We start from the raw sequence: 17,350 nt of genomic DNA on the forward strand, positions 1-17,350 counted from the left end.
TGTTGCAAGCAATCGGTTCGAGGAGTCAAGATGGCGATAGACGCGGAACGCGGTGGCCGGTTGGTGGTGGACCTCTCGCGGGTGGTCTAACTCCTGCGTGCGGTCAACCTCTCGGTGCCCCGCTACGACGAGGCCGTCGAGCCGTCCGCGCATCCGCTGCTGTTCGCCATCCATGACGGCCCGGCCCGGGTCACCGACCTGGCCGCCCGAGTCCACACCGACGTCTCGGTGGTGAGTCGCCAGGTCCGTCAACTCGAGACCCGCGGGCTCATCGCAAAGGTCCCCGATCCCGATGACGGACGTGCCAGCCTCGTCACACTCACCGCCGAGGGCACCGATCTCGTCAGCCAGGTGTTCGAGCGCAGTGGTGACTGGATGGCCGGCCTCCTCGAGGACTGGACGCCGGACCGGGCGGACGCCTTCATCGCGGACCTCGCCCGATTGGCCGACTCCCTCCACGCCGAACTCTGCTCTCTCACCTCCGCCGAGGAGAACCGATGACCACTCCCAAGACATCCTCGGTCCACGCAAGCGAGGACGGCGAGTTCACGCACCGCCAGATCCTCGTCATCCTGGCCGGCCTCATGTCCGCCATGTTCCTGGCCAGCCTCGACCAGACCATCGTGAGCACGGCGATCCGCACCATCGCCGACGACCTGCAGGGCCTTGACGCCCAGGCGTGGGTCACCACCGCGTATCTCATGACGTCCACCATCTCGACGCCCCTGTACGGCAAGCTCTCCGACATCTACGGGCGCAAGCCGTTCTTCGTGATCGGCATCGTCATCTTCGTGTTCGGCTCATTGCTCTGCACGCTCGCCACCTCGATGTACATGCTCGCCGTCTTCCGCGGCATCCAGGGACTGGGCGCCGGCGCACTGATGTCCCTGGCGCTCGCGATCATCGGCGACATCATCCCGCCGCGTGACCGCGCCAAGTACCAGGGCTACATGCTGGCGGTCTTCGCGTCGTCGTCGGTACTCGGGCCGGTGATCGGCGGGTTCTTCGCCGGCGCCGACACGATCTTCGGCATCGACGGGTGGCGCTGGATCTTCCTCATCAACGTCCCCATCGGCGCGGCGGCCCTGACCCTCGTGATGATCACGCTCAACGTCAAGAACGTCCGGGTCGACCATCGCGTCGACTGGGCGGGCGCCGCCGCGATCGTCGTCGGACTCGTGCCGCTCCTGCTGGTGGCCGAGCAGGGCAACACCTGGGGGTGGGGATCCCCTGCCGCCCTCGGTTGCTACATCGTCGGGCTGGCCGGCATCGGGCTCTTCCTCATCGTGGAGGCCCGCGCGGGCGACCAGGCCCTCATCCCGCTCCGCCTGTTCCGCGACCGCACCTTCGCGATCGTCACGGTCGGAGGCGTGATCGTGGGTATGGCCATGTTCGGCGGCATGATGACGCTGCCGCTGTACATGCAGATCGTGCACGGCGCCGATCCCATGGAGTCGGGACTCATGATGCTCCCGCTGGTCGCGGGGATGATGGGTGCCTCGATCGTGTCGGGCCAGCTCATCTCCAGGACCGGTCGTGTCCGCGAGTTCCCGATCTTCGGCACGGCGGTGGCCGCTGTCGGCCTGTTCCTGCTGTGGACGATCGATGCCGACACGTCGCTGACGCTGGTGATGGTCTACATGCTGGTGTTGGGCATCGGGCTCGGCAACTGCATGCAGCCGCTCACCCTTATCGTTCAGAACGCCGTGAGTCCGCGGGAGATCGGTGTGGCCACCGCGTCGGCCACCTTCTTCCGTCAGCTCGGTGGCACCGCCGGCGTCGCGGTGTTCCTGTCAATTCTCTTCAGCCGCGTCGGTGGCTCCATCTCGGGCGAACTCAAGCAGGCCGCCGCCGACGGTAGCCTCGCCCGCGGTGTTCAGGAGGGCCTCGCCGACCCCGCCCTGCGGCAGGATCCCGACGCGTACGGGATCGTCCGGGCCCTCGCCGACCCGACCACCGGCGCGGGGGCACTGGAGACGGTCACCAAGGACTCCTCGGTGATCAACCGGCTTCCCGAGCTGGTCGCCCACCCCTTCGAGCAGGGTTACGCACTGAGCATGTCCGAGATCTATCTGGTGGCCGGCATCCTCGCCGTGGCCGCCTCGGTGATCCTGGCGTTCATGCCGCAGATCGTGCTCCGGACCGGCTCGGCACAGGCCGAGGCCGCGCGTGAGGCGGCCGCGGCGGCCGCGCCCACGGGGACGGATGTCGAGGCGGCCGAGTCCGCCACCACGACTACGACGAGTCCCTCGGCGGACCGCTCCCGCTCGGCGGACCGGCCGGACTGAGCCCGGCCGGACTGAGCCCGGTCGGAGCCCGGTCGGCTACCCCTCGAGGTCGTCCTTGAGATTGGACAGCAGGGCGTGTTGGATGCGCTTGAGCCCGGCCGGCGCGAAGGTCCGCTCGAAGAATCCACCCACTCCCCCGGCGCCGTCCCACGAGGTTGTCATCTCGACGAGCGCGCCCCCCGTCGCCTCGCGCACCGTGTAGGTGGTGGCCATGGACGAGTTCTCGTCCTTCTCCACGAGTGACCAGTGCGCGGCGGCGTCGTCGACAGTGACGTTGGCCTTGACGTCCCGGCTTCGCTTCTTGGTGGCCTGGAGGTTCCACGCCGCGACGGTGCCGTCCCCCTGTCCACCCTCGATCAGGCGGTAGGCGCTGAACTGCTCGGGCTGGATGCGGGGCCGGACCTGCGCGTAGTCGGCGATCGCCGCGCTCACGGCCTCGACGGGCGCCTCGATGACGATGGTGTTGCTGGCGGTGACCCTGGCCATGATGATGACTCCTCCTCGTCGGTCCGACCGTGTCGCGCCCGCTACCTGACGCGGTGGTGGCGGCGCCCTCGGGTGGGCGCGTCAGACCACGTCCATCCTGCCCGACGCACCGGCCCGTCGCGTACGCCATCTCGCGCCGGCCTTGCGCAGCTCCTCCAGCCAGAGGATCGACGACGCCACCGCGGTGGCCAGCAGCCATTCGTCGGCGCGGAGCGAGGTGGTGTCGAAAACGCCCTGCAGGAACGGCACCTGGACCACCGCGATCAGCAGCAGCGGCACCGCGCCCAGCGCGACCCAGATCGGGGCGTTGTGCGCCATGTCGCGGGAGAACACCGAGCCGTGGTCGGATCGGACATTCATCAGGTTGAACACCTGGAAGAAGACGAACGTCGCGTACGCCAACGTGGTGGCGAACAGCGGTTCCCCTGCTCGATCGGGGAACACCGCCTCGGCGGACGCCAGCACGAGCAGGGTACCCCCGGCCATCACCACACCCAGCCAGAGGATCCGCACCAATCGCGCCGGAGTGAGGATCTGTTCGCCGGCCGGCCGCGGAGGCCTGCGCATGGCGTCCTTCTCCACAGGCTCGACGCCCAGGGCCATCGCCGGCGGGCCGTCCATGACGATGTTGACCAACAAAACCTGCAGCGCGGTGAACGGCACCGTCGCCAGCCCCAACAGACCACTCGCCAGGAAGACGATCACGAACGCCCACGCGGTGGTGAGCTGGAACTTCACGAACTTGACGATGTTGTCGTAGATCCCCCGCCCCTGGCGCACCGCGGAGACGATCGTCGAGAAGTTGTCGTCGGTGAGCACCATGTCCGCCGCGCCCTTGGACACGTCGGTACCGGTGATCCCCATGGCGATCCCGATGTCGGCCTGGCGCAGGGCGGGCGCATCGTTCACACCGTCTCCCGTCATCGCCACCACGTCCCCGTCAGCCTGGAGGGCCCGCACCATCCGAATCTTGTGCTCGGGGGTCACGCGGGCCAGCACTCCGAGGCGAGCGGCCCGGGCGGACAGCTCCTCGGCGTCGATGCGGTCCAGATCGACACCGCTCACCGCCTCCCCGCCGATACCGAGGTCGCGGGCGATGGCCGAGGCCGTGACCAGATGGTCACCGGTGATCATGTGCACCGAGATGCCCGCCTGGTGTGCGATGCGTATCGACTCGGCCGCACGTGGCCGCGGTGGGTCGACGATCCCCAGCACCGCGAGCACGGTCAGGTCGCGGACCTCGCCGAGCAGAGAGTCCTCGTCGGGTTGTCCGTCACCGTCGCCGAAAGGCCGGGCAGCCACGAGCAGCGTGCGCAGGCCGGACGCGGCGAGCCCCTCCGTGTCCGCGCGCAACGCTCCACGCCGCTCGTCGTCGAGCTCCACCGCCGTCGCCCCGTCCCAGACGTGCGTGGCGCGAGGCAGAACGGCACCGGTGGCACCCTTGACGTGGAGGACGAGGTCTCCACCCGGTGCGCGGTTGACCGTCGCCATGAACTTGTACGCCGAGTCGAACGGGACCTGGGCCACCCGCGGACGGGCGGCGCGCAGCCCCTCGACGTCGATCCCGCACTTGGTCGCCGCCACCAACAGTGCGCCCTCGGTCGGATCTCCGACCAGTCGCCCGTCGGCGACGATCGCGTCGTTGCACAACGCCATGGCCACCGCGGCCCGTCTCAGGTCCGGTACGACGTCCGGGTCGGACGACAGGACGGTCCCGGCCCCGTCGTATCCGGTCCCGGTCACGGAGTACGACCCGCCGCCCGCGACGATCCGCGTGACGGTCATCTCGTTGAGAGTGAGGGTCCCGGTCTTGTCCGTCGCGATGTGGCTCGTCGAACCGAGTGTCTCGACGGCGGCGAGGTTCTTGATGATCGCGCCCTCGCGGGCCAGGCGCGAGGCACCCATCGCGAGCGTGAACGCCACGACCGCCGTGAGCCCCTCCGGGATCGTGGCCACCGCCAGGGAGACCGCGGACAGGAGCATGTCCTCCCAGGACTGACCGCGCACGAGCCCGATCACGAGGACCAGTCCCACCACGGTCAGCGCGATCCCGGTGAGGACGCGGGCGAGCGTACCGATCCGTTTCTGCAGCGGCGTCGGACCGGCGCCCGCACCGCCCAGCAGGTCCGCGATAGCGCCCATCTCGGTGTGTTCACCGGTACCGGTCACCACGATGCGCGCCCGGCCCCGGGTGACCTCCGTGTTCATGAAGACCATGCCAGCGCGGTCTCCGAGAGGCGCGTCGACGTCCTGTACCGCTCCCGCGGCCTTGTCCACCGGGGCCGACTCCCCGGTCAACGTCGCCTCGGCCACCTGCAACCGGGATCCGGAGAGCATCCGGCCGTCGGCGGGGACCCTGTCTCCGGACTCCACCACCACGATGTCGCCCGGGACGAGCCCACTGCTGTCGATCTCGGCCTCCACGCCGTCCCGCACCACCCGGCTGTGCGGGACCGACATATCGCGTAGGGCTGCGAGACCGGCCTCGGCACGGGTCTCCTGGACGTAGTTGAGGATCGTGTTCAGTGCGACCACCAGCAGGATGACCACGGGGGTCTCCCATTCCCGGGACACCCCCGCGCTCACCGCAGCCGCGACCGCGAGCACGAGGATCATCGGATCCGCCAACAGCCTCGCCACCCGCCGCCACGCGGGCACCCGCTCGGCCTCGGGCAAGGTGTTGGGCCCGTGCCGGACGAGACGGGCGCCCGCCTCGGCGCTGGTGAGCCCGTCCGGGCCCGCACCGAGGCGGGACAACACCTCCGCGGGCGCGAGGGTGTGCCACGGAGTGGGAGGACCGGACTCTGCGGGCGTCCTCGTCGTCGTCATCTCCCCGGCCCCTCCCCCGCGTCAGTCCTCCCCGCGCCCACGGCGGCGGTCTCAGTGCCCTCGGGCGATCCATTCCTCGAGGTGCGGGGATTCGTCCCCGACCTTCGTCCCGTCACCGTGACCGGTGTGCACCAGCGTCTCCGCGGGCAGCGTGAGGATGCGCTCGCGGATGGAGGTGATGATGGTCGGGAAATCCGAGTACGAGCGGCCCGTGGCCCCCGGTCCGCCGGAGAACAGGGTGTCGCCAGAGAACAACACGCCCGCCTCGGGAACGTGGAACACACACGATCCCGGTGAGTGCCCGGGCGTGTTCATCACGTCGATGCGGGTACCCGCGATCTCCAGACGCTGCCCGTCGGAGAGCTCGCCGTGGGAGACGGTGGGATGGGTCTCGTCCCACAGCATCTGGTCACCCGGGTGCACCAGGATCGGCGCATCCAGCTTCTCCGACAGTTCCGGCGCCACGGTGATGTGGTCATTGTGGGCGTGCGAACACAGGATGCCCTTGACCCGGCGGCCCGCCACCGCGTCGATGATCGGCTGGGCAGTGTGCGCGGCGTCGATCACGTACACCTCGGAGTCGTCCCCGAGGATCCAGATGTTGTTGTCGACCTCCCACTCGCCGCCGTCGAGCGCGAAGATGCCGCTCGTGACGACCTTCTCGATACGCAGACCGCCGGCGTGCCCGGCGCTGGTGTGGATCTCGCTCACATCGTCACCACCGATCGGAGGACTGAACCGGACTTCATCGCGTCGAACGCCGCCTCGACGGCCCCGATGCCGATCCGCTCGGAGACGAACTTCTCGAGCGGGAGCCGACCCTGCAGATGCAGATCCACGAGCATCGGGAAATCGCGCTCGGGCAGACAGTCGCCGTACCAGGACGACTTGAGCGAGCCACCACGGCCGAAGAAGTCCAGCAGCGGCAACTCCAACCGCATCTCCGGCGTGGGCACGCCCACCAGGACCACGGTCCCGGCGAGATCACGCGCGTAGAAGGCCTGCTCGTACGTCTCCGGCCGACCGACGGCGTCGATCACGACGTCGGCGCCGAAGCCGTCCGTGAGCTCCTGAATAGCGGCCACCGGATCGGTCGAGGTCGAATTGACCGCGTGGGTCGCACCGAAGTCCTTGGCCCACTCGAGCTTGGTGTCGTCGATATCGACCGCGATGATCGTCGAGGCGCCCGCAAGTCGGGCGCCCACGACCGCGGCGACACCGACTCCACCGCACCCGATGACGGCGACGGACTGGCCACGGCTGACCTGGCCGGTGTTGACGGCCGCGCCGATGCCGGCCATGACACCGCATCCGAGCAGTCCGGCGACCGCCGGGTCCGCCGCCGGGTCGACCTTGGTGCACTGCCCCTCGTGGACGAGGGTCTTGTCGATGAACGCGCCGATGCCGAGCGCGGGGGTGAGCTCGGTGCCGTCGCTCAGCGTCATCTTCTGCGAGGCGTTGTGGGTGGCGAAGCAGTACTGCTGCTGGCCCCTCTTGCAGGCCCGGCACTCACCGCACACCGCGCGCCAGTTGAGGACGACGTAGTCGCCCTCGGCGACATGGGTGACCCGGTCACCGACGGTCTCGACGATGCCCGCGGCCTCGTGGCCCAACAGGAACGGGTACTCGTCGTTGATCCCGCCGTCCCGGTACGCCAGGTCCGTGTGGCAGACGCCGCACGCCTGCACCCGCACGATGACATCGTTCGGTCCGGGATCGGGGACGACGACGTCGACCAACTCGACCTCGGCCCCCTTGCTACGGGCAATGACGCCCTTGACGGTCTGCGACATGGATCGCCTCTCGACTGGTGGTGGACTCTCTCGCCCCACTGTGTCAGAAAGGCCCGACACGTGGCCCGTCAACGCGGTCGCGCCCCGCCTCCTCGAGGGGAGACGGGGCGCGACGGGTGCGTGTCGGGGGCGTCGATCGATCAGACGGCGACGCCGTTGGCGCGGAGCCACGGCACCGGGTCGATCCACTGGCCGGCCGGGTTGCGCACGCCGAAGTGCAGGTGCGGCCCGGTGGAGTAGCCGCGGTTTCCGACCGTTCCGATGACCTGCCCGGCGTTGACCCGCTGGCCGACCGAGACGTGGTTCTGGTCGTTGTGTCCGTACTCGAGCAGGTGGCCGTCGTCGGTCTGGATCCGGATCCACAGTCCGTACCCCGAGGCCGGGCCGGCAGCCACGACGGTGCCGGACTTGGCGGCGAACATCGGGGTCCCGATCGGTGCACCGAAGTCCGTGCCGTTGTGGAACGTTCCCCAACGGGGGCCGAAGCCGGAGGTGATCGGACCGTAGGTCGGGGCGTGGGCGCCACCGACCGAGGGGACACCGAGCGAGCCGAACACAGCCGGGTCGATCGCGTACTCCCGAAGCTGGTCCTCGGTGAGGCCGATGCCCTGGATGACGCCCTGCGCCATCTCAATCAGCTGGTCGGCGTTGATCTCGGCGGACTGGGCGGAGGCTGCGGGGGCGGCGGCCATGGCCATGCCGCCGGAGAGGGCGGCGCCGGCGACGGTGCCGGCAACGAGGCGGCCCATGTTGGACGAGCGGGCGGCGCGGTGGCGCCCGGCGGTCGCGCCGGTGCCCTCGACGCCGAGTCGATCGGCGAGCTCGGCGTAGGAAATGCGAGTGGCGTCGGACATCAGGGAACCTCGGAGACTGGAGCGGGTGAAGCAGGGACGTGACCGGCTTCCCAGTCGACTCCAAGAAGGTAACAGAAGTGTCTCGACTCTGTCACGTCAAAGGCACGAACACAGACGAAAGTGCCGGTGAGCGGCTTGCTCACCGGCGCCTGTCGGTTGTTATCCGATGGTGATCAGTGGTCGACCTCGCCCATCCGGTGGACGAGGATGAAGTTGGTTGACCCCTCGACGCCCGGCACGTTCCCCGCGACGAGCACGATCAGGTCGTCCTCGTTGTACCCGTCGAGCGGGAGCAGCATCTCGTCGGTGACCTTGACGATCTCCGCCGTGTCGTTGACGCGGTCGGTGAGGAAGGTCTCGGTCCCCCACGTCAGCGCCAGCTGGCTGCGGATGCGGGGGTCGCTGGTGATGGCGATGAGCGGCAGGTGGCTGTGCAGACGGGCGAGCCGCCGCACCGTATCCCCCGTCGAGGTGACCGCGACGAGCGCCTTCGCCCCCAGCCGCTCACCGATCTCGCGGGCGGAGTAGGAGATGACACCGCGCTTGGTCCGTGGGATGTGCACCAGATCCGGCGCGGCCGTGGAGTCCGACTCCACCGCGAGTGCGATGGACGACATCGTGCGTACGGTCTCGATCGGGTACTTGCCGACGGAGGTCTCCCCCGAGAGCATCACCGCGTCCGCCCCGTCGAGGACGGCGTTCGCCACGTCGGACGCCTCGGCCCGGGTGGGCCGGGAGTTCGTGATCATCGACTCGAGCATCTGGGTGGCCACGATGACGGGCTTGGCGTTCTCGCGCGCGATCTGGATGGCACGCTTCTGGACCAGCGGCACCTCCTGCAGCGGCAACTCCACGCCGAGGTCGCCCCGGGCCACCATGATGGCGTCGAATGCCAGGACGATGGACTCGAGATTCTTGACGGCTTCCGGCTTCTCCAGCTTGGCGATGATGGGAACGTGGATGCCCACCTCGTCCATCACCTCGTGCACGAGGTCGACGTCCGCCGGCGACCGCACGAACGACAGGGCGATGAAGTCCGCCCCCAGGCCGAGGGCGAACCGGAGGTCGGCGATGTCCTTCTCGCTCAACGCGGGGACCGAGACGTTCATGCCCGGCAGGGACACGCCCTTGTTGTTGGAGACGGTACCGCCCTCGGTCACGACGCACTGGACGTCGTCACCGTCGACGTTTTCGACGGTCAGTCCGATGTTGCCGTCGTCGACGAGGAGGCGGTCTCCCGGGCGGGCGTCGTTCGCCAGCCCCTTGTAGGTGGTCGAGACGCGATCCTTGGTGCCCTCCACCTCGGCGACGGTGATGACGACACGGTCGCCCTCCTCCCACTCGTGCCGGCCCTCGAGGAAGCGGCCGAGTCGGATCTTGGGGCCCTGCAGGTCCGCGAGGACACCGACGGCCCGGCCGGACTTGTCGGAGGCCTTGCGGACCCATCGGTAGTTGGCCTCGTGGTCGGAGTGCTCTCCGTGGCTGAAGTTGAGGCGGGCGACATCCATGCCCGCGTCGACCAGCTCTCGGATTCCTTCCTCCGACGCGACGGCGGGACCCAGGGTGCAGACGATCTTGGTACGACGATTCACTCGTACCAATCTAGTCCCCTCGACCGGCCACCCGGTTAACCCGAGGTCAACGACCGGCCAACGGGGGTGCGTCGCCCGCGGGACCACCCTCCGCCGGGTCGTCCCCGACGTCGTCCGGCGCCCGCAGGTCGGAGGCCTCCTCCCGGCCGCGGCGGGCCCGCCAGAGATACACCAGCGCGGCGAGCATCACCACGAGGGAGACGATGGTGTTGATGCGCAGTCCGAACACCTCCGTGGCGGCGTCCGCGCGCAGCAGTTCCACCCAGAAGCGACCGAAGCAGTACAACGCCACATAGAGGGCGAAGAGCCGACCGTGGCCCAGGCGGAACCGCCGGTCGATCAGCACCAGGGCGATCGCCACGAGAACGTTCCACAGCAGTTCGTAGAGGAATGTCGGGTGAACGGTCGCCAGCACCTGTCCGGTCGACCGCCCGATCGTCTCCGAGTACCCGTAGGACTCGTCGTAGCGCTGGTAGATCTCCAGCGCCCAGGGCACATCGGTCTCGCGGCCGTAGAGCTCCTGGTTGAAGTAGTTGCCCAGTCGGCCGATCCCCTGTGCCAACACGATGCCGGGGGCGATCGAATCGCCCAGCGCCCCCAGCGCCCGGATGCCCTGTTGGCGCAGACCGATGTAGGCGCCGAGAGCGCCGAACGCGACCGCCCCCCAGATGCCCAGGCCGCCATCCCAGATCTTCAACGCGTCGACGGGATCGCGGCCCTCTCCGAAGTAGCGGTACCAATCGGTGGCCACGTGGTAGATCCGTCCGCCGATCAGGCCGAAGGGGATCGCCCACAGCGCCGTGTCGATCACGACCCCGGCCCGGCCGCCACGGGCGACCCAGCGCTTCTCGCCCCACCAGATGGCGACGACGATGCCGAGGATGATCCACAGGGCATACGCACGCAGGGGGAACGGACCGATCTCCCAGACGCCCTGGGGAGGGCTGGGGATCACGACGCTGCTCCGGTTCGATGGACGCCCTCGGCCAACTCGGCGGTCAGCCTCCCGAGGGCGTCGAGCCCCTCGGTCGCCGCCGTGATGAGTGCCGACCCGACGATCACGCCGTCGGCGTACGAGGCGATCTCGGCCGCCTGCTCACCGTTGCGCACCCCCAGCCCGACCCCACAGGCGAGGCCGGAGATCTCACGGACCCGCGCGGTGAGGGTCCGGGGCGCGTCCGAGACGACGTCCCGGGCGCCGGTGACACCCATGACGGCCTGGACGTAGACGAAACCGCCCGTGTGGGAGAGCGTCATCGCGAGTCGCTCGGGGGTCGACGACGGCGCGACGAGGAACACCCGGTCGATTCCGTGGGCGTCCGACGCGGCGATCCAGTCGTCGGCCTCGTCGGGGATGAGGTCGGGCGTGATGACGCCGGTACCGCCGGCGGCGGCGAGGTCGGCAGCGAAACGGTCGACACCGTACTGGAGCACCGGGTTCCAATAGGTCATGACCACGGGGACCGCACCGGCCGCGGCGACCGCGCGGACCACCCCGAAGGTGTCCGCCACGCGGAACCCGGCCTCGATCGCGGTGTCGGCGGCGGCCTGGATGGTCGGCCCGTCCATCATGGGATCGGAGTACGGGATGCCGACCTCGACGATGTCGCATCCGCCCTCGACCATCGTGCGCACGGCGTCGATCGACCCCTCGAGAGTCGGGTAACCCGCCGGGTAGTAGCCGATGAGCGCGGCCCGGTCCTCGCTCCGGCACCGCTCGAACACGTCACTGAGAACGCTCATCCCTCGACTCCTCCGTCCGCGAACTCGCCCGCGCCGTCGTCGGCGCCCTGGCTCGAATCCACCCCGGCCTCGGGCGGGGTCCCCCCGTCCAACAGGCCGAACCACCGGGCGGCGGTGTCGACGTCCTTGTCGCCGCGACCGGAGACGTTGACCAGGATGAGGTCCACGCCCTCCGCGGCGAGCTGCGCGGCACCGGCGATCGCGTGCGCCGACTCGATGGCGGGGATGATGCCCTCGGTGCGGCACAACTGAGCGAACGCGTCCATGGCCTGGGTATCCGTGATCGGGCGGTACTCGGCCCGCCCGATCTCCGCCAGGCGCGAATGCTCGGGCCCGACACCCGGGTAGTCCAGGCCCGCCGAGATCGAATGGGACTCGATCGTCTGCCCGTCGGAGTCCTGCATGAGATGGGCGTACGAACCCTGGAAGACCCCGGGCGTCCCCGCGTTGACGGTCGCCGCGGTGCGTCCGGACCCCACGCCGTCACCCCCGGCCTCGCACCCGACCAGACGAACCGAGTCGTCGTCGATGAACGAATGGAACAACCCGATCGCGTTGGAACCACCGCCGACGCACGCCACGGCGGCGTCCGGCAGCCGACCGGCCTGATCGAGGATCTGCACCCGGGCCTCGGCGCCGACGACGCGCTGGAAGTCGCGGACCATCGTCGGGAAGGGGTGCGGCCCGGCCGCGGTACCGAACGCGTAATAGGTGTCGTCCGCGTGGGCGACCCAGTCCCGCATCGCCTCGTTGATCGCGTCCTTCAACGTGGCCGAACCGATCTCCACGGCCTCGACCTCGGCACCGAGCAACCGCATCCGCGCCACGTTGAGCGCCTGCCTGCGCACGTCCACCGCGCCCATGTAGACCTTGCACTCGAGGCCGAGGAGGGCACACGCCGTCGCCGTGGCCACCCCGTGCTGACCGGCGCCGGTCTCCGCGATCACCCGCTTCTTGCCCATCCGCTGCGCGAGCAGCGCCTGGCCGAGGACGTTGTTGATCTTGTGGGAACCCGTGTGGTTGAGGTCCTCGCGCTTGAGGAACACCCGCGCACCGATCTCCGCACCGAACCGCGTCGCCTCGTACAACGGCGACGGCCTACCCGAGTAGTGGAGCTGCAACCGGTCGAGCTCGTCGAGGTACTCGTCGTCCGCCCGGGCCTTGGCGTAGGCGTCGGTCACCTCGTCGACCACCGCCATCAGCGCCTCGGGGACGTAACGGCCGCCGAACGGCCCCCAGTGGCCCCGCTGGTCGGGCTCATGTCCGGTGGTGGACCGGAGCACCTCTCCCATGGTGGGCAGTGACGGAAAATCCTTGGAGTTCACGTCCCCAGTCTGCCTGAAGCCGGCGGCACCGGACTAGCGGGGTCCCTGCGGGCAGGACGGGTGGGCACCGGCCGTGGCCAGGGCGTTGCAGGCCGCCCGCGGGTCGCCCTGCGTCACCAGTCCCTCGCCCACGAGCACGGCGTCCGCCCCGACGCTGGCGTACGCCAGGAGGTCCGAGGCGTCCCGGACCCCGGACTCGGCGATCTTGACGACGTCGGACGGGAGCCCGGGCGCGATCCTGGAGAACACGTCCCTGTCGACCTCGAGTGTCTTGAGGTTGCGGGCGTTGACACCGATGACCGTGGCTCCGGCCTCCAGCGCGCGGTCGGCCTCCTCCTCGGTGTGGACCTCCACCAACGCCGTCATACCCAGCGACTCGGTGCGATCGAGGAGCGACACCAGGGCGTCCTGCTCGAGCGCGGCCACGATGAGCAGGATCAGATCCGCGCCGTGCGACCGCGCCTCGTGGATCTGGTACGGCCCCACCACGAAGTCCTTCCGCAGAACCGGGATGTCGACCGCGCGGCGGACCGCGTCGAGATCGGCCAGGCTGCCGTTGAAACGGCGCTCCTCGGTGAGGCAGGAGATGACGCGCGCCCCGCCCTCCTCGTACATCCGGGCCAGGACGGCGGGGTCGGGGATCTCGGCCAGGGCGCCCTTGGACGGGCTGGCTCGCTTGACCTCGGCGATGACGCCCACCCCGGGATCGCGCAACGCCTTGAGCGCGTCGAGCGGGTCCGGCGCCGACTGGGCCGCCTTCTTCACGGCCGCCATATCGATGACGGCCTCACGGGCCGCGACGTCCTCACGGACCCCGTCGAGAATCGAGTCGAGCACGGTACCCACCGTGACCTCCCTCTGCAGTCGTAGGGCGGAAAGTGTGATCGAGATCGACAATAGAGGTCCCGGCCGGGGTTCCCGAATCGGGACCACCCTGACCCGGTCAGCCGGTCGGATCCCGTCCGTCGTCCAACTCCTGCCACAGATCCCGCCCGGCGTCGTCCTCCGTGTCCGGTCCGGTCGCCGCACCCTCCCGCCGGGCCGCCGGGGTCACGTACCGGTCGTCACGGCGCACCGGGCGGGCCGGACTGGCCAGGACGACGATCCCCGCCGCCAACAGGGCGACGGCGCCCGCGCCGGTGATCACGGGTCCCGCGGGCCGGGTCGACAACTCGGTGATCTCCGACCACTGCGGGATCGCCTCCGCGCCCTCGGAACCCGGCCCGGCATCGGTCCGGGCCAGGCCCTCGTCACTCGTGATCACCGAGTGGACCCGGTCGGCGTCGACCTCCCCCACCGACATCGCCATGAGGCCCCCGGCGGCCACGCCGAGCAGCGCGATGACGGCGCCCACCGCTCGCGCGGCAGTACCTCGGACCAGGGCCACAGCGGCGATCGCCGCCAGCGCGCCCAGTGCGAGCGGGACGAGGGCGGGTTGCCAGTCCGCTCCGGTCAGGGCCCGTCGGCCCTCTCCCGACTGGTCGTTGAAGGCCACCACGTCGAGCCACACCATCCGCGAGGCGACCCACAGCAGCGCCGCCCCCACCACCAACAGCACGACGGGGACCAGCAGACGGGCGCGGTGGGTCACCGGCCCTCCCCGGCGTCGCGCAGTGTCTCCGCGGCTGCGACGGCCCGCAGGACCGCCATCGCCTTGTTGCGGCACTCCGCATCCTCCGAGGCGGCAACCGAATCGGCGACGATGCCGGCACCCGCCTGGACGTAGGCCGTGCCGTCCTTGATCACGGCCGACCGGATCGCGATGGCCTGATCGGTGTTGCCGGCGAAATCGACGTAGCCGACCACGCCCCCGTACACACCGCGTCGCGTGTCCTCGAGGTCCTCGATGATCTGCAGTGCGCGGGGCTTGGGCGAACCGGACAGCGTGCCGGCCGGGAAACAGGCGGTCACGGCGTCGATGCCCGTCTGCCCGTCGGCCAGGCGCCCGGTCACCGTGGACACGAGGTGCATCACATGGCTGTAGCGCTCGACCTGGCGGAACTCGGTCACCTCCACCGTGCCCGGCACGCAGACCCGGCCGAGGTCGTTGCGACCGAGATCGACCAACATCAGGTGTTCGGCGTTCTCCTTGGCGTCATCCACCAGGTCCTTGGCGAGCAGGACGTCGTGCTCCTCGTCGTCGCCCCTCGGTCTGGTCCCCGCGATCGGATGGGTCGTCGCCGCCCCGTCCTGGACGGTCACCAACGCCTCCGGGCTCGATCCCACGATGGTGAAGGCGGTATCGCCGAACCCGTCCTCCCCGCTACCGTCCGGGATCGTCATGAGGAACATGTAGGGGCTCGGGTTGGTGGTGCGCAGAATCCGGTAGACGTCGCGCGGCGAGGCGGCGGTGTCGACCTCGAACCGCTGACTGAGCACCACCTGGAAGGCCTCGCCCGAGTAGATCTGCTCGATGATGTCGGCGACCCGCGCGTGGTACGTCGACTCGTCGGTGCAGCGACGCACATCGGGGGCGGGAGTGTCGAACACGCTCACGCCGCCCGTCCCCGGGTCGGCTAGCCGCGCCGTCATCGAGTCGACCCGGGCCACCGCGTCCGCGTAGGCCTGCTCGACCCGCTCGTCGCTGCCGTCCCAGTTGACCGCGTTGGCGATGAGATGGATGCGACCCTCGTGGTGATCGAACGCCGCCAGATCCGTGGCCAGCAACTGGACCATCTCCGGCAACTGCAGGTCGTCGACGGTGTCGGGCCGGATCCGCTCGAGCCGGCGCACGATGTCGTACCCGAGGTAACCGACCATCCCCGACGTCAACGGGGGAAGTCCCGGGATCTGATCGGTGCGCAACAGGTCGAGTGTCCTCCGGAGCGCGTCCAGCGGGTCACCGCCGGTGGGCGCGCCCGCGGGCACGTTGCCCCACCACGTCGCCTCGCCCGAGCCGTCGACGGTCAACGCGGCGGCCGCCCCACAGCCGATGAACGACCACCGCGACCACGAGCGCCCGTGCTCCGCCGACTCCAGCAGGAACGTCCCCGGTCGGTCGCCGGCGAGCTTGACGTACGCGGACAACGGGGTCTCGGAATCCGCCAACACCGTGCGCACCACCGGCACGACCCGGTGGCCCGCGGCGAGCGCGCGGAACTGTTCGAACGTGGTCGTCTCGGTGCTCATCCGAAGGCCTTGCCGGCGATCCCGAAGGAATCGTGCGGCATGTCGTGGACGTGGACCCACACCTTCGCCGGGTCCTTGCCCGAGGCCTCGGCGTACGCGGCCGTGACCGCCTCGATGACGCGGGCCTTGTCCGCCGCGGCCATCCCGTCGAGTTGGTTGATCTGGATGAAGGGCACGCCGTTCAGTCCTCTCCGAGCAGGGTTGCGGTGTCGAAACAGCTGGTGGTGCCCCGGTGGCAGGCCGCGCCGGTCTGGTCGACATGGAGCAGGACGGTGTCTCCGTCGCAGTCGATCTCCACGCGACGCACGTGTTGCACGTGGCCGGAGGTATCCCCCTTGACCCACCGTTGCCCACGCGAGCGGGAGTAGTACACACCCCGCCGGGTCGCCAGCGTCTCCGCCAGCGCGGCGTCATCCATCCACGCCATCATGAGCACCCTGCCCGACGTCGCGTCCTGCACGACCGCGGCGACGAGGCCGTCGGCGTTGCGCGACAGCCTCTCGGCGATCGACCGATCCAGGACGTGGGCGCTCATCGGACCGTGATCCCCTCTGCCGCGAGCGCGTCCTTCACGTCGCCAATGGTCATCTCCCCGAAGTGGAAGACACTGGCCGCGAGGACGGCGTCGGCCCCGGCGTGGACCGCCGGAGCGAAGTGCTCGACCGCACCGGCACCGCCCGAGGCGATGACGGGTATCGACACCGCCTCGCGGACCGCCTTCACCATCGCCAGGTCGAAACCCGCCTTGGTGCCGTCGGCGTCCATCGAGTTGAGCAGGATCTCGCCCACGCCGAGCTCCTGCCCGCGCCGCGCCCACTCGACGGCGTCGATGCCGGTACCGCGGCGACCACCGTGCGTGGTGACCTCCCATCCCGACGGGGTCTGCTCGGACCCCTCGGGTACGGTCCGCGCGTCCACGGACAGGACGATGCACTGCGAGCCGAATCGTCGACTGAGCTCGCCGAGCAGCTCGGGGCGGGCGATGGCGGCGGTGTTGACGCTCACCTTGTCCGCGCCGGCCCGCAGCAACTGGTTGACGTCCTCCTCGGTACGCACGCCTCCTCCCACGGTGAGGGGGATGAAGATCTGCTCGGCGGTGCGCTTGACCACGTCGATCATGGTCCCGCGACCCGACGACGACGCGGTCACGTCGAGGAAGGTCAGCTCGTCGGCGCCCTGCTCGTCATAGGCGGCGGCCAACTCCACGGGATCACCCGCGTCGCGGAGGTCGAGGAAGTTGACGCCCTTGACCACGCGCCCGGCGTCCACGTCGAGGCACGGGATGACCCTGGTGGCGAGTGTCATGATCCG

The 17,350-nt window shown here is 69.7% G+C and carries 17 protein-coding genes; 2 read left to right on the forward strand and 15 right to left on the reverse strand.

Features of this window, described 5'->3' with window-relative positions; all coding sequences use genetic code 11:
* Nucleotides 1-114 precede the first annotated feature (114 nt).
* Together CK206_RS03720 and CK206_RS03725 are read left to right on the forward strand one after the other, a co-directional pair.
* Nucleotides 115-501, forward strand: a complete 387-nt coding sequence (locus CK206_RS03720) for a MarR family winged helix-turn-helix transcriptional regulator (protein WP_206474142.1) — start codon at nucleotides 115-117, stop codon at nucleotides 499-501.
* The gene (locus tag CK206_RS03725; RefSeq protein WP_096905579.1) at nucleotides 498-2,288 is read left to right on the forward strand and encodes an MDR family MFS transporter; all 1,791 of its coding nucleotides are present in this window, start codon (nucleotides 498-500) and stop codon (nucleotides 2,286-2,288) included. Before CK206_RS03720 ends, CK206_RS03725 begins: the two co-directional genes overlap by 4 nt.
* A 36-nt stretch (nucleotides 2,289-2,324) precedes the next feature.
* On the opposite strand, the gene CK206_RS03730 is transcribed toward CK206_RS03725, so the two are convergent.
* The 15 genes from CK206_RS03730 to hisF form a co-directional block, all read right to left on the reverse strand.
* Complete coding sequence (locus CK206_RS03730; RefSeq protein ID WP_067714004.1) at nucleotides 2,325-2,774, reverse strand: SRPBCC family protein; 450 nt, start codon at nucleotides 2,772-2,774, stop codon at nucleotides 2,325-2,327.
* An 81-nt stretch (nucleotides 2,775-2,855) separates the two neighbouring features.
* Nucleotides 2,856-5,603 (reverse strand): cation-translocating P-type ATPase, encoded by a 2,748-nt coding sequence (locus CK206_RS03735; RefSeq protein WP_096905580.1) that lies wholly within the window; start codon nucleotides 5,601-5,603, stop codon nucleotides 2,856-2,858.
* Between the two features lie 51 nt (nucleotides 5,604-5,654).
* Nucleotides 5,655-6,314: an MBL fold metallo-hydrolase gene (locus CK206_RS03740; protein WP_172812117.1), complete on the reverse strand. Its 660-nt coding sequence runs from the start codon at nucleotides 6,312-6,314 to the stop codon at nucleotides 5,655-5,657.
* Nucleotides 6,311-7,396 carry an S-(hydroxymethyl)mycothiol dehydrogenase gene (locus CK206_RS03745; RefSeq protein WP_067713998.1) on the reverse strand — a complete coding sequence of 362 codons (1,086 nt, stop codon included), beginning with the start codon at nucleotides 7,394-7,396 and terminating at the stop codon, nucleotides 6,311-6,313. The genes CK206_RS03740 and CK206_RS03745 overlap by 4 nt, the downstream gene beginning before the upstream one ends.
* Nucleotides 7,397-7,536: 140 nt before the next feature.
* Nucleotides 7,537-8,250: a M23 family metallopeptidase gene (locus CK206_RS03750; RefSeq protein WP_096905581.1), complete on the reverse strand. Its 714-nt coding sequence runs from the start codon at nucleotides 8,248-8,250 to the stop codon at nucleotides 7,537-7,539.
* Nucleotides 8,251-8,423: 173 nt separating this feature from the next.
* The gene (gene pyk, locus CK206_RS03755; protein WP_096905582.1) at nucleotides 8,424-9,842 is read right to left on the reverse strand and encodes a pyruvate kinase; all 1,419 of its coding nucleotides are present in this window, start codon (nucleotides 9,840-9,842) and stop codon (nucleotides 8,424-8,426) included.
* 46 nt (nucleotides 9,843-9,888) lie between these two features.
* Nucleotides 9,889-10,797 (reverse strand): prolipoprotein diacylglyceryl transferase, encoded by a 909-nt coding sequence (gene lgt, locus CK206_RS03760; RefSeq protein ID WP_067713993.1) that lies wholly within the window; start codon nucleotides 10,795-10,797, stop codon nucleotides 9,889-9,891.
* Nucleotides 10,794-11,585, reverse strand: a complete 792-nt coding sequence (gene trpA, locus CK206_RS03765) for a tryptophan synthase subunit alpha (protein ID WP_096905583.1) — start codon at nucleotides 11,583-11,585, stop codon at nucleotides 10,794-10,796. Before trpA ends, lgt begins: the two co-directional genes overlap by 4 nt.
* Complete coding sequence (gene trpB, locus CK206_RS03770) at nucleotides 11,582-12,877, reverse strand: tryptophan synthase subunit beta (protein ID WP_096905584.1); 1,296 nt, start codon at nucleotides 12,875-12,877, stop codon at nucleotides 11,582-11,584. Before trpB ends, trpA begins: the two co-directional genes overlap by 4 nt.
* A gap of 66 nt (nucleotides 12,878-12,943) precedes the next feature.
* Nucleotides 12,944-13,756 carry an indole-3-glycerol phosphate synthase TrpC gene (gene trpC / locus CK206_RS03775; protein WP_096905585.1) on the reverse strand — a complete coding sequence of 271 codons (813 nt, stop codon included), beginning with the start codon at nucleotides 13,754-13,756 and terminating at the stop codon, nucleotides 12,944-12,946.
* A 97-nt stretch (nucleotides 13,757-13,853) separates the two neighbouring features.
* A complete protein-coding gene (locus tag CK206_RS03780; RefSeq protein ID WP_067713985.1) occupies nucleotides 13,854-14,501 on the reverse strand; it encodes a TIGR02234 family membrane protein in 648 nt (215 codons plus the stop codon).
* Nucleotides 14,498-16,039: an anthranilate synthase component I gene (locus CK206_RS03785; RefSeq protein WP_096905586.1), complete on the reverse strand. Its 1,542-nt coding sequence runs from the start codon at nucleotides 16,037-16,039 to the stop codon at nucleotides 14,498-14,500. The genes CK206_RS03780 and CK206_RS03785 overlap by 4 nt, the downstream gene beginning before the upstream one ends.
* Nucleotides 16,036-16,215, reverse strand: coding sequence for a tautomerase family protein (locus CK206_RS03790; RefSeq protein ID WP_067713978.1), 180 nt, complete (start codon nucleotides 16,213-16,215; stop codon nucleotides 16,036-16,038). The genes CK206_RS03785 and CK206_RS03790 overlap by 4 nt, the downstream gene beginning before the upstream one ends.
* A 5-nt stretch (nucleotides 16,216-16,220) precedes the next feature.
* Nucleotides 16,221-16,574 carry a phosphoribosyl-AMP cyclohydrolase gene (gene hisI, locus CK206_RS03795; RefSeq protein WP_067713976.1) on the reverse strand — a complete coding sequence of 118 codons (354 nt, stop codon included), beginning with the start codon at nucleotides 16,572-16,574 and terminating at the stop codon, nucleotides 16,221-16,223.
* Nucleotides 16,571-17,344 carry an imidazole glycerol phosphate synthase subunit HisF gene (gene hisF, locus CK206_RS03800; RefSeq protein ID WP_096905587.1) on the reverse strand — a complete coding sequence of 258 codons (774 nt, stop codon included), beginning with the start codon at nucleotides 17,342-17,344 and terminating at the stop codon, nucleotides 16,571-16,573. Before hisF ends, hisI begins: the two co-directional genes overlap by 4 nt.
* Between the last annotated feature and the right edge of the window lie 6 nt (nucleotides 17,345-17,350).

It is taken from the genome of Dietzia sp. WMMA184 (genome assembly GCF_002441635.1).
Lineage (GTDB): Bacteria > Actinomycetota > Actinomycetes > Mycobacteriales > Mycobacteriaceae > Dietzia > Dietzia kunjamensis.